Origin of the sequence: Streptomyces koelreuteriae (assembly GCF_018604545.1) — a bacterium.
Lineage (GTDB): Bacteria > Actinomycetota > Actinomycetes > Streptomycetales > Streptomycetaceae > Streptomyces > Streptomyces koelreuteriae.
Genome location: NZ_CP075896.1, coordinates 1,838,429 through 1,855,740, shown reverse-complemented (window position 1 = coordinate 1,855,740; position 17,312 = coordinate 1,838,429). Strand labels below are relative to the sequence as shown.

Sequence of the window (17,312 nt, the reverse complement as noted above, 5' to 3'; positions counted from 1 at the left end):
CGATTTTTGGTCGTGGACCCCCTGAGCCGGGCCCCGGTTCACTGTGGCGCAAGCTGGCGCGGACCGGTCGGGCCCGGTGTCGCGCGATCAGGGAGGCCGCAATGACGCATACCCCGGGCACCGAGCGAGCCGAGCAAGCCGTGCGGATCGCGGCGACGCCGTGGTACCGGCAGTTGTACGTACAGGTGCTGGTGGCGATCGTGATCGGCATCGTGCTGGGCTGGCGATGGCCGGATCTCGCCACCGACATGGAGCCGATCGGCACCACGTTCATCACCGCGATGAAGATGCTGATCGGCCCGATCGTGTTCCTGACGATCATCGGCGGTATCGCCGGGGTCGCCGATCTGAAGAAGGTCGGCCGGACCGGCATCAAGGCGCTGACCTACTTCCAGGTCGGCACGATCGTCGCCCTGCTGACCGGCCTGGTGGCGATCAACCTCTTTCGGCTCGGCGACGGTGTGCACGCCGACCCGTCGACGCTCAAGGCCTCGGGCGACGCGGGCCAGTACATCGACCAGGGCGAACACCAGCACTGGTGGGAGTTCCTCACCAATATCGTGCCGGACAGCTTCTTCGGGCCGTTCGTCGAGGGCGACATCCTCCAGGTGATCTTCCTGGCCGTCGTCTTCGGCATTGCGCTGAAGATGGTCGGGAAGACGGGCGAGCCGATCATCGCGGCCGTGGGACGGCTGACCGAGGTCGTCTTCAAGGTCCTTTCGTTCGTCATGAAGGCCGCACCGCTGGGCGCCTTCGGCGCGATGTCGTACGCCATCGGGAAGTTCGGCCTGTCCACGCTGACCAGCCTCGGCTCGCTGATCCTCCTCTTCTACGTCACCTCCGCCCTGTTCGTCGTGGTTGTGCTCGGCGGAGTGCTCGCGCTGTACGTGCGGCTGAACATCTTCCAGCTCTTCCGCTACTTCAAGGAGGAGTTCTGGCTGGTCCTCGGCACCTCCACGGCCGAGCCGGCGCTGCCCGGGCTGATGCGCAAGCTGCAGTTCATGGGCGCCGAGCGGTCCACGGTCGGACTGGTCGTGCCGACCGGCTACAGCTTCAACCTCGACGGCGCGGCCATCTACCTCTCACTGGCCACCCTCTACATCGCCCAGGCCACCGACACGTCCCTCTCCCTCGGCCAGCAACTCGGGCTGCTGGCCGTCATGCTGCTGACGTCCAAAGGCGCGGCGGGAGTGGCCGGGGGCGGCTTCATCGCGCTCACCGCGACGCTGTCGACGGTCGGTTCCGTCCCGGCCGCGGGGATCATGCTCATCTTCGGCATCGACAAGTTCATGTCCGAGTGCCGGGCGCTGGTGAACTTCTTCGGCAACGCCGTCGCCACCCTGTTCGTCGCCAAGTGGGAGAACGGACTGGACCTGGCCAGGGCTCGCGCGGTCCTGGCCGGTGAGGCGGGAGAGCCACCGGCGACGGCGGAGTCCGAGGGCGCGGAACGCCCGGCCGGGGCGCCCGCGCCCGTCCAGCGCACCCCCGTCGAACCGGCCGAGGTGACGCCCTGATGGCGTCCGTCCTGATCGCCCCGGACAAGTTCAAGGGCTCCCTCAGCGCCGACGAGGTGGCCCGCGCACTGGAGCGGGGGCTGCTGGAGGCCGCCCCGGACACGCGGGTCGACCGGCTGCCGTTGGCCGACGGCGGAGAGGGCAGCGTGGCCGCCGCCTGCGCGGGCCGGTTCCGCCGCGAGGACCTCGTGGTGACCGGCCCGACCGGGCAGCCTCTCACCGCCGGCGTCGCCATACACGGCCGCACCGTCCTGATCGAAGCCGCGGCCGTCTGCGGACTCGGCGTCCTGCCGGGCGGCCGGAAAGCGCCGCTCACGGCCACGAGTCAGGGCGTCGGCGAGGCGGTCCGGTACGCGTTGGAGGGCGCCGCCGACACGATCGTCCTCGCACTCGGCGGCGTCGCGACCACCGACGGCGGCGCGGGCCTGCTACGGTCCCTCGGCGCGGTGCTCGCCCGAGCGGACGGCACCCCGATCGGCCCGGGCGGCGGCGGACTGGCCGACCTCCGCACCGCCGACCTCACCGAAGCCCGTACCGCCCTGAAAGACATCGACCTCGTCCTCGCCACCGACGTGGACAACCCGCTGCTCGGGCCGACGGGCGCGGCCGCCGTCTACGGACCACAGAAGGGGGCGAGCGCGGCGGAAGTGCGAGAACTGGACGACGCCCTCGCCGGGTTCGTACGCCGGCTGGCGGCGACCGGCGACCCGGACGCCGCGCGAGGAGCGGAGACGCCAGGCGCCGGAGCCGCCGGCGGGCTCGGCTACGCCGGGATGCTGCTCGGCGGGCGCGTGTGCTCCGGGGCGGACTACTTCCTCACCCTGCTCGGAGCCGACGAACTGCTCGCCGCGAGCGACTTCGTCGTCACCGGTGAGGGCAGCCTCGACGAGCAGTCCCTGTCGGGCAAGCTGCCGGTCGCGCTCGCCCGGCGGGCCCGCCGGTACGGCACGGAGGTGCACGCGGTGGCCGGCCGCTGCACCTTGCCCGCCGAGCGGACCGCCGCCCACTTCCGTTCCGTCCAGGCCCTGACCGACCTCACCGACCAGGACTGCGCGCACGACAGCGACTTGTCCGCGCGGCTGCTCGAGCGGTGCGGGCGCGCACTCGCCGAGCGCCGGCTCATAGGTAAGGGACGGGAGACAGCGGAAACCGCCAGGTAGGCTCGCCTGTCGCACCAGGACGGAGCGGGGAGGCACCATGGACGCCCGGCAACTGGAGTACTTCCTCGCCATCGTCGAGCACGGCGGCTTCAGCAAGGCCGCCGCCGCCCTGCACGTCGCCCAGCCCTCGCTGTCCCAGTCGATGGCGAACCTGGAGGCCGACCTCGGGGTGGCCCTCTTCCACCGGGTGGGCCGGGGCGTCGTGCTGAGCGAGGCCGGCCGGGAGCTGCTGGAGCCGAGCAGACGTGTGCTGCGCGACCTGACGGCCGTACGGGACACCGCCGCCGCGCTCGCCGGGCTGCACGGCGGCACCGTCGAGGTCGCCACCATGCCCTCGCCCGGCATCGAACCGCTCACGACCCTCGTCCACCGCTTCGCCGAGCTGCATCCGTCCGTGACGGTGAGCACCCAGGCCGCCTTCACCCCCGACGAGGTGCTCTCCCTGGTCCGCAGCGGCGCCTGCGAACTGGGGCTGCTGGGCAGCGCCGCCCCGGTGCGGCCGGCCGGGCTGGACGTCCTGCACGTCGAGGACCAGCCGTTCGTGGTCGTCGCCGCCCCCGGCGGGGCCGTCGAGGACGACGTCACGATCCGGCCCGGGGACCTCGCCGGGCAGAAACTCATCGCCTCCCGCACCGGCAGCCTGATGCGCGGCATCGTCGACGACATCACCGCGGGCGGCACCGGCACGGAGATCGTGACGGTCGTGGACCACCGCACCTCGATCCTGCCGCTGGTCCTCACCGGGGTGGGCGTCGCGGTCCTGCCGTCCTCCTGGACCCGGCTGGCCCGCCGCTGCGGCGCCGTGGTCGCGCCCATCGAGCCGACCGCCCACCTCCACGTCGCGATGGTCAGCCTGCCCGCGCATCTCACGCCGGCCGCGCGCGCCTTCCTCGCCCTCACCGCATCGCTCGCCCGGCGCCGGGCGGCACACGGCACCGGCGGGCCACCCCCGACGCCTGACGCGTGACCGATCGGCCGCGCCTATACGTCGCATCGGAACCAGGTCTTGGACGCCGTACGACCGCCCTGTGTTGACTCGCAACCGATCCCGTCACAGCGAGCCGGCGAGCCGGCGCCCCGGAGGTACCCATGACCACCGCACCCCGTACGTTCCGTATCGCCGCCATTCCCGCCGACGGCGTGGGCAAGGAGGTCGTCGCCGCCGGGCGGACCGTCCTCGACGCCCTGGCCGCGGAATCCGGCGGCGCCTTCGCCTTCGAGTGGGAGGAGTTCCCCTGGGGCTGCGCCTACTACGAGCGCACCGGCCGGATGATGGACGAGGACGGGCTCAACCGGCTCAAGGACTTCGACGCGATCTACTTCGGTGCCGTCGGCTGGCCCACCGTCCCCGACCACATCAGCCTGTGGGGCCTGCGGCTGAAGATCTGCCAGAGCTTCGACCAGTGGGCCAACGTCCGCCCCGTGCACTTCCTGCCGGGCGTCGTCAGCCCCCTGCGCAAGGCCGACGACACCGAGCTGGACTGGGTCGTCGTCCGGGAGAACAGCGAGGGCGAGTACGCCGGGCTCGGCGGGCGCAACCTCGGCGGTCGCGGGCCGGGCGGCGAAGTCGCCGTACAGTCGGCCCTGTTCACCGAGGTCGGCTGCGAACGCATCATGCGCTTCGCCTTCGACCTGGCCCGCACCCGCGGCCGCCGCAAGGTGTCGTCGGTGACGAAGAGCAACGCCCAGCAGTACGGCATGGTCCTGTGGGACGACGTCTTCAAGCGGGTCGCCGCCGACTACCCGGACGTGGAGACCGAGAGCGTCCTGGTCGACGCCATGTCCGCGAAGTTCGTCCTGCGCCCCGAGGACCTGTCGGTGGTCGTCGCCTCGAACCTGAACGCCGACATCCTCTCCGACCTCGGCAGCGCCCTGGCCGGCAGCCTGGGCCTCGCGGCCAGCGCCAACCTCAACCCGGAGCGCCGCTTCCCGAGCATGTTCGAGCCGGTGCACGGCTCCGCCCCGGACATCGCGGGCCAGGGCCTGGCCAACCCGATCGGCGCCGTCGGCAGCGCGGCCCTGATGCTGGAGCACTTCGGGCTGCCGGACCAGGCGGCCCGGCTGAACAAGGCGATCGAGGCGACCACGGCCGCGGGCATCCTCACCCGCGACGTGGGCGGCACCGCCGCCACGGAGGACGTCACCAAGGCCCTGATCGATGCCCTGACCATCTGAGTCGGCTCGAATCACCCGTAATCGCGAGACTCATCCGCATCGCTCCGTTAGCATGTTCGAGCTTGTGACGAGCACCCATCGCCCATCTTCACCGGAAAACAGACTAAAAAATTGATATCCATGGCATCACGGTTGTTTGCGCGAATAGGCAGCAGAACGACGTTCGCCGCATGGCGTCAACCGCGGGTGCTGCTATGGACCCTGGTGGGGGTGATCACCCTCGGGTTCCTCATCGCGCTGGAGATCGCCGCACGTCGCTACGGCATGCCGGGGCCGATCACCTGCCAGGTGCAAGAGGTGATACTCCCGCCCAAATCGGGCTGGCTGCTGTATGCCTGTCTGGCCATGGCGCTGGTGGTGCTGAACAACCGGCAGCGGTTCATCGCGGTCGGTGTCGCGGTCGGCATCGACGCCGTCTTCCAGCTCGTGCGGTGGGCGATCGGCGCGCCCTTCCTGGCCGAGGGACACCCCTTCGGCAACGGTGCGTTGTGGGTGATTCTGGGCATAGCAGTCATGGCCGTCACGCGCCGCACCGGCGCGGAGCGGGTGCTGCTGCTGAAGGGCGTCGGGCTCGGACTGCTGCTGGTGGCCGGCCGTAAGACCGGAGACACCTGGCTGCTCATCACGTCGAAGACCCAGCCGACGGTTCTCGACCAGTACCTGGCGTCCGCCGACCACGCGCTCGGCAACCCCTCGTGGCTGGTGGGCCGTCTCGTCACGGCGACCGGCCCGGTCGGCATCGGGCTGCTCGACGTCGTCTACGCGCAGCTCGCGGTGGGCGCGGTCGTCGTCGCGCTGTACCAGTTCCGCAACGTGGCGGCCGAGCGCGGCTTCCCGAAGCATCATCTGGTGCGCACGTTCCTGGTGATCGGCCTCCTCGGCCCGGGCATCTACATGATCTTCCCGGTGGTCGGGCCGGTCTACGCCTACGGTGCCGACGGTGGCCAGTGGGCGCTGGCCAACCTCTGGCCCGACCTGCCGCCGCCGATCGGGGCCCCGCAGTCGATGCCGTTCGACGGGATCACCCCGCGCAACTGCATGCCCAGCCTGCACACGGCCTGGGCCGTCGCGATCTACCTCCACTCCCGCCGGGGCCCGCGCCTGCTGCGCTACGGGGGCACGTTCTGGCTGATCGCCACGCTCACCGCGACGCTCGGCTTCGGCTACCACTACGGCGTGGACCTCGTCGCCGGCGTGGTGTTCACGCTCACCATCGAGGCGGCCCTGCGCGCCCAGGCACGCGGCTGGGACCGGTCGGGAATCCAGCTGGTCACCTACGGCACGGCGGTGTTCGGCGCGCTCCTGGTGTCCTACCGCTATCTGCCGGTGGAGATGGCCGCGCACCCGAAGCTGTTCGGCCCGCTCCTCATCGCCTTGATGGCCTCCGTGATCTACGGCTACATCCGGACCACGCGGGTGTGGGAACCCGAGCCCGCGCCGATACCGAAGCCGGAACCGCAGCCCGAGCTGGTCTGACCGCCGGACGGCCCTTCGTCAGGTGTCGCGCAGGTCGGCGGCGAGTTCGTCGCGCCAGTGGAGGGACATCCGCCGCTGGAGGACCGTCTCGGCGGCGATGGGCAACGGGAGCCGGAGGAAGGCCCGTAGCGCGTCGGCCGCGTCTCTTCGCGCGACCCATGCGGTGAGGTCGTCCTGGGACACGGGCCCGCTGTCGTCGCCGGACAGCGTCTCCCTGGTGGCGTGGACCTCCGCGACCAGGGTCCGCATCCGCACGGCCAGGGGTTCGTCCTGGTCGCAGTCGACCGGCAGGCCGTGCCGGATCCGGTCGAGGGCCTCGCTGACCTCCGGGTGGGAGTCGAGGTGCGTCTCGGCGGCCAGTCGGGCGACCTGGGCCGCGACGGCCGTACGCAGTCGCCGGTGCGGGGTGCGCTCCACGAGCCCGGCCAGGTCGAAGTCCCGTACGCAGGACCCGGGTTCACGCTCCGGCAGGTCGTCCAGGAGGGGCAGCAGCAGCGCGCTGGTCAGCTCCGCGGGCCCCTCCGCGTCCGGGTGGTAGGCGATCTTGAACTCCTCCTCCAGGACGGCCAGGAAGTCGGTGTAGGCGGCGGTGGAGCCCGGCCAGAGGTCCACACCGAGGCGCCGCGCCCACGGTCCGCCCATGTGGTTGCCCTCCCGTGGTGACATGACGCGCCGGGTGTCCTCCGCCGGGCCCGGCACCCCGTCCTCCGCGAAGGCGAGAGCGACCTCGGGGCCCTGCCTGGTCAGGACCACCACGCGCGTTCCGGCGGACAGGGCGCGCAGCACCTCCTGCCGGGCGAACTGGGCGGCGCCGCCCTCGATCGTGGCGTACGCCCACCCGTCGAGGGCGCCCGCACGGGCCAGGGGCCGGTGCGCGGCCCACGCCGACTCCACCGCCCGCTGGGCCTGCCGCCGGTCGCGCGGCCGGACCGTGGCGGGTATCGCGCCGAGCCGGCGCAGCATCTCGGCCGGTGTCAGCCCCGCGGCGAACGCCACGTCCGGCTGGTCCGGAAGCGGTTCGCGACGCCGGCGGCCGGTGCGGACGAAGAAGAGCCGCTGCGTCCCCTGCTCCGTGCCGCCCTGCGGGGGTTCCGGCACGGAGCTGTCGGCGTGGTCCGGGAAGACCGGTGTCCGCGGGGGCGGGTCCGACTCCGGCTCGGTCAGCGTGGTGGCATGGGTGAGCGGAGAGACCGCGTCGGCGGGCACGGTTCCCTCCGTCTCCCACAGCAGCCTTCCGTCCACGGCGAGGGGGGTACGGCCGTAGAACCGGCGGCCCTGCTCCAGAGCATCCGCGAAGTCCGCCAGAACGTGGCGCAGCGACGGCCAGTTCGCGCGGGAGAGCATGTCCTCCTCGAAAGAGCGGCCCACCCGGCCGTGGTGGGGCCCGGGACGGCAGGAGACGAACAGGCTGTCCGAGGGCTTCCCCGCGATGCCCGGCGTGATGGGCAGCCGGTCGTCATAGATCTCTGCCGCGACGCCTCGGAGGAAGGTCGCGCTCCGCACGATGTCCCCGACTGCGGACAGCGGCCCGTGATACGTCAACTCCAGAGCGGCAGGGCCGGGTTCCACCCCGTCGTGGCACCGCAGAGACGCCACCAGGTCGGGAGGGAACTCCAGCCCGAGGGTGCGCTCGGCCGCCTCGATGGCGGCCCGGGCCGCCGGCGGGCGCAGGGTGGCGTGGGTGAGAGGGGCGTGCCGGGTCAGCCAGGCGTCCAGGCGGAGCCAGGACTCCTCGACGGCGGGGATGCTCATGGCAGCGGACCCTACGCCGGGCCACTGACAGTGCCCTGCCGTTCCTGAGGCGGCAGGGGCGTAATCCCGCCGAATTTGTGTGCGGGGGTACGGCGAGGTGAGGGAGGCGGCGAGCGGCGGAACAATGGTGAGTGAGGGCCTGGCGAGTTTCCAGGGCAAGTTCCGGCGAAGCGTTCCGCAGGCACGCTCCGTCGCCGGGCCCGCAGTCTTCGGACCGGCGCGAGCGCGCCGAAACGGAGGACCGACGCATGGCCACACCACTCACCGCCGCCCGGCTCGTCGCCGCGTTGAAGGCCGAGGGCTGCGCCGTCCACGAGGTCGGCGGCTGGCGCACCAACAACCGTAATCACAAGGGCCCCTGGGGCCCCGTGCACGGTGTGATGATCCACCACACCGTCACCGGGCCGAGCACGGACGTCGTCGAGTTGATCTACCACGGCCACAGCGCCCTGCCCGGCCCGCTGGCCACCGGCTGCATCACCAAGGACGGCGTCGTCCATCTGACCGGCAACGGCCGGGCCAACCACGCCGGCGGCGGTGACGGTGACGTGCTGAACGCCGTCATAGGCGAGTCGTACGGCACGTATCCGCCGGCGACGCACGAGCACGACGGCTCGGCCGGCGCGGTCGACGGCAACGCCCGGTTCTACGGGTGGGAGTGCGAGAACAAGGGCGACGGCCAGGACCCGTGGCCGCGCGAGCAGTACCTCGCCATGGTCAAGGCCACCGTCGCGATCTGCCGCGCGCACGGCTGGGGCCACAAGAGCGCGATCGGCCACCTGGAATGGAGCGACTGGAAGGTCGACCCGCGCGGATTCGACATGGCCGACTTCCGCCGTGATGTCGCCGACGCCCTGGCCCTCCCGGCGGGCCGGTGGGAAGGAGAGGACCCCATGCCCCACTACGTCAACTTAGGTGTCGCCGGGGAGTACGAGCTCGCGCCCGGCGCCTGGGACTCGGTCGAGTTCACCACGGAGTGGACCGACGAGACCGGCCACCACGCCACCGGCGGGAGCGTGTTCGCCCGTGGACCGTCCCGCTTCAGCGGGACGCTCAGCCTCCAGATCGACGGTCTGCCGGCGGGCGCGGTCGTGCAGGCGCGCATGTCGGAGTACGAGGGCGACGAGCACCGCGCGGACCACCCGATCCACGAGATCGCCGGCACCGGCGGCGGCAGCTTCGTCGTCGTGCCCCTGACGAAGCGGCTCGCCTCCGGGCGCAGCATGCGGGTGCGGCTGCTGAGCCAGGCCGCCGTGCCGGTCACCGTCGCGAACGCGGTGCTGACCGTGCTGGTGTGGACGGAGGCCTGAGACCGGTGTGGACGGAGGCCTGAGGCCGGCGCTCTACCGGACCGTCGGCAGGCCCGGGCCCGCGCAGCGCACGTCCGCCGACGGCACCGTTCCGCGCACCAGATAGTCCGCGACGGTGTCGTCGACGCAGGCGTTCCCACGGCTCGCGAACACGCCGTGGGAGTAGTCGTCGTCGAGGGTGACCAGGCGTGAACCGGGCAGCAGGCGCCGCATGGAGTGGGCCCCCTCGACCGGTGTGACGGGGTCGTGCGCGGAGGCGACCAGGAGGACCGGCGGCGCGTCCGGACTGCCGAGCGGTGTGCGGTGGCCGGGTCGGTGGTGCCAGGAGGCGCAGGCGTTCGCCTCCATGCCCGTCAGAACCGGCTGCGGGTCGAGACGGCGGGTGCGGCGGATGTCCGCGACGATGTCGCGGGCGCTGGGGCCCGGTCCGTCGGCGCACTTGACGACGCGGTTGGCCGCTTCGTAGTTGCGGGAGCCCGGGCCGTCGAATGCGGTGGCCGGAAGCAGTCCGTCCGGGTCACCGTCGGCCAGGTAGCCGCGCAGACCGTCGGCGAGGCCCTCCCAGCGTTCGGTGCGGCCCAGCGCGCGGTACACCGCCCGGTCGAACTCCGCCGGACCGAACCCTGCCACCGGCCGCGCGGCGAGCCCCCGGCGCACCCGCAGATACGCCTCCCGCACCGCGCCCGGTGTCCCGCCCAGGCCGAAACGCTCGCCATGGTCCGCCGCCCAGGCGAAGAACGTCCCGCGCTGACGCAGCAGCGCCCGGCTCTGGATCACGTCGAAGTCGTACCAGTCCCACGGCCCGACCACGCTGTCCAGCACCATCCGCCCGACGCGGTGCGGGAAGCGTGCGCTGTAGGCGGCGCCGAGATAACTGCCGTAGGAGACGCCGAGGAAGCTCGTCCGAGGCTCGCCGAGGGCCTCGCGTATCGCGTCCATGTCGTACGCGGTCTGCTCGGTGGACAGATGCGGCAGCAGGCGGCCCGCGTGCGCCGCGCAGTCGTCGGCCATCGCGCGCAGGGACGACAGATACGCCCGCTCGGCCGGGGCCCCGTCCGGTACCGGGTCACCGCCCGGGCTGTCGAAGAGGCCGCCCATCGGGCCGCAGGAGACCGGGGTGCTCTGCCCGACGCCGCGCGGATCGAAGCCGATCACGTCGTACGCGCGCCGCACGCTCTCGGGGAGCTTGGCGCGCTTGGTGACCGCGTAGGGGAGCCCGGAGCCGCCGGGGCCGCCCGGGTTGACCAGCAGGATGCCGCGCCGTTCGGCGGGGGTGCCCGAGGCGCGGACCCGTGAGACGGCCACCTCGATGCGCGGCCCTCGGGGGCGCCGCGAGTCCAGCGGCACGCTGATCCGCCCGCACTCGACACGCTCCGGCGCGGCCGGCCGGGGGACGGAGTCGGGGCAGTCGGTGAAGCGGAGCGGGGAGCGCGGCTCGGCCGCCCCGACGGGGGCGGCGGGGAGCAGGGCGGTGGCGGCCGCGAGGGCGCACAGCAGTGCGGTGCGGCGTACGGGACGGGTCAAGGGGTCTCCAGAAGATCTTCGCCCGATCAGATGACAATGAAAATGATTATCGATAACGTCTGGGGCGGGCAACCCCCGGCACCCTCCTCCCGGAGGGCTCGCCGGGCTGCCCGCACGCCTCTGACTCACTGCAAGAAAGGGGGAGTTGTGGCTCATCTGTTGGTGGTCGAGAGCTGGGTCGGGTCCATGAGCCGGCTGCTGCCGCGGGCGATCCGGGAGAACGGGCACGCCTTCACGTTCCTCACTCGTGACCTGCACCACTATCTGCGCTCGGCCCCGGAGGGAACGGCCCATCCGCTGCTCGGCGCCCGTCATGTCATCACCGCCGACACCAACGACATCGAGGCGCTGCTGCCCGAGGTCGAGCGGCTGCACGGGGTGCTCGGCTTCGACGGGGTCGTCACGTCCTGCGACTACTACCTGCCGGCCGTGGCGCGGATCGCGGAGCGCCTCGGCCTGCCCGGGCCCGGCCCCGAGGCGGTCCACCACGCCTGCCGCAAGGACGCCACCCGCCGCGTCCTCGGCGACGCGGGCGTGCCGGGCCCGCGCTTCGCCGTCCGGGAGGAGTGGGCCGACCTCGCACGGGCCGCGCGGGACATCGGCTACCCGCTGGTCGTCAAGCCCGTCGACCTGTGCGCGGGCATGTACGTGCGCCGCGTGGACGACGAGGCCCAGCTCGCCGCCGCCTGCCGGGCCCTGGCCGACTTCCCGGTCAACGCGCGCGGACAGCGGCGGACGCCCGCGGTGCTGCTCGAAGAGCTGCTGGACGGTCCCGAGGTGAGCGTCGAGACGGTGTCGTACGCGGGCGCGGTCCATGTCGTGGGCGTGACCGACAAGAGCGTCGGCGGGGCGCCCGCCTTCGTCGAGACCGGGCACATGTTCCCCGCCGACCTGACGCCGGCCGACGCCGAGGCCGCCGAACACACCGCCCTGGCCGCCCTCAAGGCCCTCGGTCTGACCGACGGGGTCGTGGCGCACACGGAGATCAAACTGACCTCGGCCGGGCCGCGCGTGGTCGAGGTCAACCCCCGGCCCGCCGGGAACCGCATCACCGAGCTCGTCCGGCACGTCACCGGCATCGACCTCGCCGCCGCCTTCGTGGACGTCGCCCTCGGCCGCGCACCCGACCTGCGGCACACGGACACCGGGCTGCGCAGCGCGGCCATCGGCTTCCTGGTCCCGGACTCCTCGGGCACCCTCGAAGCGCTGGACGACGAGGGCGTGAGCGACCTGCCCGGTGTGCTGGAGGTCCAACTCGCCGAACCCGGCAGGGCGGTGCAGGCGGCGGGCAGCAACAACGAGTATCTGGGGCACGTCATGGCCGGCGACCCCGACGGACCCGGCGCCCGCGCACGCGTCGAGACCTTGCTGGACGGGTTGCGGACGGGGCTGGTGATCCGATGACCGCCCTCACCGACACCGACACCGACACCGACACCTCCTACGACGACCTCGTGGACCGAGTGCGCGCCGGGGCCCTCGGGCCCGACCCGGGCACGCTGCGCGTCGCCGTCGCCTTCACCACCCGGCAGGCCGTCCGGCACGCCGGGCGGGGCACCGGCTACCGCAACGAGGTGCTCAGCCTGCGCCTCGGCGAGGCGGTCGGCTCCTGCGCGGTCGAACCCGGGGCGCTGCCCGACAGCGCGGTCGAGGAGTGTGTGGGCGCGGACGTGGCCCGGCTGCTGGAACATCCGCTTCAGGCGGTGCGGGTCGCGGCCCTCGACGCCTATCTGATGCACGTCCTGCCGCACACCCCGGCGAACGGGGCCCTCCCCGTCCCGCTGCCCGCCGGTTCGTCGCTGGAGAAGTCCCGGGCCCGGGCTCAGACGGTCGTCGGCCTGCTCGACCTGCCGCCCGGAGCCACCGTGCTGGTCGTGGGGGTGGTCAACTCCCTTCTGGAGGTGCTGCGTTCACGCGGTCTGCGCTATGTCCCGTGTGACCTCAAGGGCGGCGCGACCGAGTGGGACGAGCCGGTCGTCGCCGACGCGCTCGCCGCGGCCGGGCGCTGTGACGCGCTGCTCGTCTCCGGCATGACCCTGGGCAACGGCACCTTCGAACCGCTGCGGCGGCACGCGCTGGCGCACGGCAAGCAGCTGGTGATGTTCGCCCAGACCGGCAGCGCCGTACTGCCGCGCTTCCTCGGGCAGGGCGGCGTCAGCGCGGTGTGCGCGGAGCCGTACCCGTTCTTCTGGCTCGACGGCGGCCCCGGTGTCCTGCACCGCTACGACGGCTCCTGTCCGGGAGGCGCCCGATGAGCGCGACCGTGCTCCGCCCGGCCGCGCGACGGGAACTGCTCTCCCTGGTCGGCCGTACGCCCCTGGCCCGCATCACCGCCGACCTGCCGGGCCCGCACCCCGGGTTCTGGGCCAAGCTCGAAGGGCTCGCCGCGGGCGGCATGAAGGCACGGGCCGCCGTGTCGATGCTGCTGGGCGCCCGAGAGCGCGGCGAACTGCTGCCCGGCGCCCCGGTGGTGGAGTCCACCTCCGGCACCCTCGGTATCGGGCTCGCCTTCGCCGGACAGGCCCTCGGCCATCCCGTCGTGCTGGTCGGCGACCGGGAACTGGAGCCGTCCATGCGTCAGTTGCTGCGCTCCCACGGGGTGCGGCTGGAGATCGCCGACCGTCCGGCCGAGCGGGGCGGCTGGCAGGCAGCGCGCCTGGCGAGGCTGCGGGAACTGCTGGCCGAACTGCCCGGCGCCTACTGGCCCGACCAGTACAACAACCCCGACAACACCGCCGGTTACGCCTCTCTGGCCGCCGAGATCGCCGTCGAGCTGGACCATCTGGACATCCTGGTGTGCAGCGTCGGCACCGGCGGCCACAGCGCGGGCATCATCGGCCCGCTGCGCCGCCACTGGCCCGCCCTGCGGCTCATCGGCGTCGACGCCACCGGCTCCACCATCTTCGGCCAGCCCGCCAGGCCCCGCCTGATGCGCGGCCTCGGCAGCAGCATCCACCCGCGCAACGTCGCCTACGACGCCTTCGACGAGGTCCACTGGGTCGGCCCCGCCGAGGCCGTCGACAGCTGCCGCCGACTGGCGAGGGGCGCCTTCGTCAGCGGCGGCTGGTCCACCGGAGCCGCCGCCCGGGTCGCCGCCTGGGCCGCCCGCGTCCACCCCGGGGCGGTCGTCGCCACCGTCTTCCCCGACGGCCCGCACCGCTACCTCGGCACGGTCTACGACGACGACTTCACCGCCGCCCACGGCCTCGACCCGGACGCCGCGGCCACCCGGCCCGTCGAGATACCGCACCCGTACGCGGCGGAGGCCGCCGGCTGGGTCCGCTGCACGCGTGTCAGCGATCCGCTCGCCGCCCCCGCCCTGAAGAAAGAGACCTTGTGAAGTCCAGCCCGCGCACCGTACGCCTCGAACTCGCCGAGCCGCTGCGCATCTCCCGTTCCACCATGACCGCACGCGACGCCGTATGGCTCACCGTCGAACACGACGGGCTGCGCGGCCACGGCGAGGCCGTCACCAGCGTCTACTACGGACTCGGCACCGAGACCCTCGTACGGCTCCTCACCGCCGTGGACCTGAGCCGTTTCGCCGATCCGGAGAGCGCCCTGGAGGCCCTGCGGGCGGGGGAGCTGACCGCGAGTGACACACCGCCCGCAGTCACCGCCGCCGTCGAGTCGGCGCTGCTCGACCTGGTGGGCAAGCGCGCGGGCGTCCCCGTGCACCGCCTCCTCGGGACCACCGCCCCGCCCGTCGCCGCGACCGCCCGCACCATCGGCATCACTGCACTCGCCCGTGCGGCGGCCGAGGCCCGGCGGCTCGCCGCGAGCGGCTTCGAGGTCATCAAGGTCAAGGCGGGCGCACCCGACCCCGAGGACGACATCGAGCGCGTGCGCGTGATCCGCGACGCCGCTCCCCGTGCCCGGCTGCTCCTCGACCCCAACGGCGCCTGGTCCGTGGCACAGGCGGACGCCCTGCTGCCACGCTTCGCCGACCTCGGTGTGGAGGCCGTCGAGCAGCCCGTCCCGCCCGGCGACCCGGACGCCCTGGGCGCCCTCGCGCAGCGCGCGCCGCTGCCCGTCATCGCCGACGAGGATGCCGTGACCCTGGAGGACGTCCGCCGTCTCGCCGGACGCGTCCAGGGCGTCAACGTCAAGCTCGCCAAGTGCGGCGGCGTCCACGCGGCCCTGCGCATCGCCGAGTTGATCGAGGGCAGCGGCACCGACCTGATGCTCGGCTGCCTGACCGCGAGCACCCTCGGACTCGCCCCCGCCGTCCACCTCGCCGACCAGGCCCGCTGGGCCGACCTCGACGGGCATCTGCTGCTCGCCCACGACCCGTGGACCGGCATCGGCGGCACCGACGGCGTCGTCCGCGCCAGCGGCCTCGCCGGCCTGGGCGTCGAGGAGGTGGCGGCCCGTGCGCACGTGGCATGAGATACGCCGCTTCCCGCTCGCCGTGCGGCTCCTGCTGGTCAACCAGCTCGGCGTCAACACCGGTTTCTATCTGCTCATCCCCTACCTCGCCACCCATCTCACCGAGAACCTCGGCATGTCGGCGGCGGTCGTCGGCATCGTCCTCGGGGTCCGCAACCTCAGCCAGCAGGGCCTGTTCATCATCGGAGGCTCCGCCTCCGACCGGCTCGGCGCACGCGGCGTGATCATCGCGGGCTGTGCCCTGCGCACCCTCGGGTTCGCGCTGTTCGCGCTCGGCGACGGGCTGGCGGTGCTGCTCGCCGCGTCCGTGCTGAGCGGGCTCGCGGGGGCGCTGTTCAACCCGGCCGTGCGGGCGTATCTCGCGCAGGAGTCCGGGGAGCGCAAGGCGGAGGCGTTCGCCCTGTTCAACGTGTTCGCCACGACCGGAGCGCTCATCGGCCCGCTGCTGGGCAGCGCCCTGCTCCTCGTCGACTTCCGCACGTCCGCGCTCACCGCCGCCGGGATCTTCGCCGTCCTCACCGTGGCGCAGGCCCTCGTGCTTCCCGCGCGGAAGGTCGAGCCGAGCGGCGGCGGGGTCCTCGGGGACTGGCGCGAGGTGCTCGGCAACCGGGCCTTCGTTGCCTTCGCCCTCGCCATGGTCGGCATGTTCACCCTGGAGAACCAGCTCTATCTGCTGCTGCCCGACGGCGCCAGGAAGGCGACCGGCTGGGACGGGGCGGCGGGCATCGTCTTCCTCGTCGGCACGGTCGCCAATCTGGCCCTTCAGCTCAGGATCACCAAGCGCCTCAAGTCCTCCGGCGACAGGGCGCGTTGGATAGTCGTCGGGCTCGCGGTGATGGGCGTCGCGTTCCTGCCACCGGCCCTCATGGCAGGTGCCGTGCCCGTGCTGGCGGGCGCGCTGCTGCTCTACCTCGGCATCATGATCGCGCAGCCGTTCGTGATGGAGCTGATCCCGCGCTTCGGCCGGCCCGAGCTGACCGGCACCTACTTCGGGATCTTCTACGTCGTCTCGGGCGTCGCCGCCGCCCTCGGCAACACGGCCGTCGGCTGGGCCATGGACACGGGCGAGCGGGGCGGGCAGTCCTGGCTGCCGTGGGTCTCCTGTGCCCTGTTCGGGCTGGCCTCGGCGGGCGCGGTCGCGTGGCTGTACCGCCGCGGGGCGCTGCCGGAGCCCGTGGAACCGGTGCGTGAGCGGAGCACGGCATGAGCGACTCCCGCAGCGGCACGCCCGGCAACCTCCTCACCGACCACCCGGAGCTGTACGAGGCCCGCTTCCCCGACCCCGAGCGGCTGGCCGCCCGGTGGACGGAGGACACCCTGCGCCGCCACGGAGCCGGGCCGCGCGTCCTGGACCTGGGCTGCGGCACCGGCCGCGACGCCGCCGCCCTGCACCGCTCCGGCCGGACCGTGACCGGCGCCGACCTCTCCGAGGCGATGCTCGCCCACGCCCGCGACCACCATCCCGGCCCCGCCTACGTCCGAGCCGACCTGCACGGCTTCGACCTGGGCCAAGGCGCCTTCGACGCGGTCGTCTGCCTGGACAGCTCCCTGCTGTACTGCCACACCAACGACCAGCTCGACGGCTTCCTCGCCTCCTGCCGCCACGCTCTCGCACCGGGCGGGCTGCTGGTCGCCGAGATGCGCAACGGCTCGTACTTCCTCGGCCGCACCGACCTGCTCGACCGGCCGGCCGTCGCCGAGTTCGCCTGGCAGGGCACGGCCTACCGGTCGCACACCACGCTGACCGTCGACCGCACCGCCCAGCTCCTGCGCCGTACCCGCGTCTGGACCACGGACGACGGCTCGCCGCCCGCCGCACAGCACTCCGCCTGGCGCCTGCTGTTCCCGCAGGAGCTACGGCGCTTCCTCACCGCGCACGGCTTCGAGGTGCTCGAACTGCACGACGGCCCCGGCCCGCGCACCGAACCCCGCTGGCACCACGGCGAGTTGCCGGGCACCACCACCGACGGGGACCGGCTGCACGTCGTAGCGCGCCTCCCCACCCCCTGACC

14 protein-coding genes are annotated in these 17,312 nt (G+C 72.9%); 12 read left to right on the top strand and 2 right to left on the bottom strand.

Features of this window, described 5'->3' with window-relative positions:
• The first annotated feature begins 101 nt into the window (after positions 1–101).
• The 5 genes from dctA (at position 102) to KJK29_RS08080 (ending at position 6,325) form a co-directional block, all read left to right on the top strand.
• Positions 102–1,514 (top strand): C4-dicarboxylate transporter DctA, encoded by a 1,413-nt coding sequence (gene dctA / locus KJK29_RS08100; protein WP_251057743.1) that lies wholly within the window; start codon positions 102–104, stop codon positions 1,512–1,514.
• Positions 1,514–2,674 (top strand): glycerate kinase, encoded by a 1,161-nt coding sequence (locus KJK29_RS08095; RefSeq protein WP_215118031.1) that lies wholly within the window; start codon positions 1,514–1,516, stop codon positions 2,672–2,674. The genes dctA and KJK29_RS08095 overlap by 1 nt, the downstream gene beginning before the upstream one ends.
• Before the next feature lie 37 nt (positions 2,675–2,711).
• Positions 2,712–3,641 (top strand): LysR family transcriptional regulator, encoded by a 930-nt coding sequence (locus tag KJK29_RS08090; RefSeq protein ID WP_215118030.1) that lies wholly within the window; start codon positions 2,712–2,714, stop codon positions 3,639–3,641.
• A 122-nt stretch (positions 3,642–3,763) separates the two neighbouring features.
• On the top strand, positions 3,764–4,849 hold the full coding sequence (locus KJK29_RS08085; protein ID WP_215118029.1) for a tartrate dehydrogenase: 1,086 nt from the start codon (positions 3,764–3,766) through the stop codon (positions 4,847–4,849).
• Positions 4,850–5,059: 210 nt separating this feature from the next.
• Positions 5,060–6,325, top strand: a complete 1,266-nt coding sequence (locus tag KJK29_RS08080; protein ID WP_251057742.1) for a phosphatase PAP2 family protein — start codon at positions 5,060–5,062, stop codon at positions 6,323–6,325.
• 18 nt (positions 6,326–6,343) lie between these two features.
• Here KJK29_RS08080 and KJK29_RS08075 read toward each other — a convergent pair whose 3' ends face one another.
• Positions 6,344–8,077 carry an SMI1/KNR4 family protein gene (locus tag KJK29_RS08075; protein ID WP_215118027.1) on the bottom strand — a complete coding sequence of 578 codons (1,734 nt, stop codon included), beginning with the start codon at positions 8,075–8,077 and terminating at the stop codon, positions 6,344–6,346.
• A 248-nt stretch (positions 8,078–8,325) separates the two neighbouring features.
• On the opposite strand from KJK29_RS08075, the gene KJK29_RS08070 reads away from it, so the two are divergent.
• Positions 8,326–9,387, top strand: coding sequence for a peptidoglycan recognition protein family protein (locus KJK29_RS08070; protein ID WP_215118026.1), 1,062 nt, complete (start codon positions 8,326–8,328; stop codon positions 9,385–9,387).
• Between the two features lie 33 nt (positions 9,388–9,420).
• Here KJK29_RS08070 and KJK29_RS08065 read toward each other — a convergent pair whose 3' ends face one another.
• Positions 9,421–10,911, bottom strand: coding sequence for an alpha/beta hydrolase (locus KJK29_RS08065; RefSeq protein WP_251057741.1), 1,491 nt, complete (start codon positions 10,909–10,911; stop codon positions 9,421–9,423).
• 147 nt (positions 10,912–11,058) lie between these two features.
• Between KJK29_RS08065 and KJK29_RS08060 the strand changes: the two genes are divergently transcribed.
• The 6 genes from KJK29_RS08060 to KJK29_RS08035 are packed head-to-tail and all read left to right on the top strand — an operon-like array spanning position 11,059 to position 17,310.
• The gene (locus tag KJK29_RS08060; protein WP_215118024.1) at positions 11,059–12,315 is read left to right on the top strand and encodes an ATP-grasp domain-containing protein; all 1,257 of its coding nucleotides are present in this window, start codon (positions 11,059–11,061) and stop codon (positions 12,313–12,315) included.
• Positions 12,312–13,166: a Rossmann-like domain-containing protein gene (locus KJK29_RS08055; protein WP_215118023.1), complete on the top strand. Its 855-nt coding sequence runs from the start codon at positions 12,312–12,314 to the stop codon at positions 13,164–13,166. The genes KJK29_RS08060 and KJK29_RS08055 overlap by 4 nt, the downstream gene beginning before the upstream one ends.
• A complete protein-coding gene (locus KJK29_RS08050; protein WP_215118022.1) occupies positions 13,163–14,251 on the top strand; it encodes a PLP-dependent cysteine synthase family protein in 1,089 nt (362 codons plus the stop codon). The genes KJK29_RS08055 and KJK29_RS08050 overlap by 4 nt, the downstream gene beginning before the upstream one ends.
• Positions 14,248–15,300 carry a dipeptide epimerase gene (locus tag KJK29_RS08045; RefSeq protein ID WP_215118021.1) on the top strand — a complete coding sequence of 351 codons (1,053 nt, stop codon included), beginning with the start codon at positions 14,248–14,250 and terminating at the stop codon, positions 15,298–15,300. The genes KJK29_RS08050 and KJK29_RS08045 overlap by 4 nt, the downstream gene beginning before the upstream one ends.
• Positions 15,284–16,507, top strand: a complete 1,224-nt coding sequence (locus tag KJK29_RS08040; RefSeq protein WP_215118020.1) for an MFS transporter — start codon at positions 15,284–15,286, stop codon at positions 16,505–16,507. Before KJK29_RS08045 ends, KJK29_RS08040 begins: the two co-directional genes overlap by 17 nt.
• Positions 16,504–17,310 carry a class I SAM-dependent DNA methyltransferase gene (locus tag KJK29_RS08035; protein ID WP_215118019.1) on the top strand — a complete coding sequence of 269 codons (807 nt, stop codon included), beginning with the start codon at positions 16,504–16,506 and terminating at the stop codon, positions 17,308–17,310. Before KJK29_RS08040 ends, KJK29_RS08035 begins: the two co-directional genes overlap by 4 nt.
• Positions 17,311–17,312 lie beyond the last annotated feature (2 nt).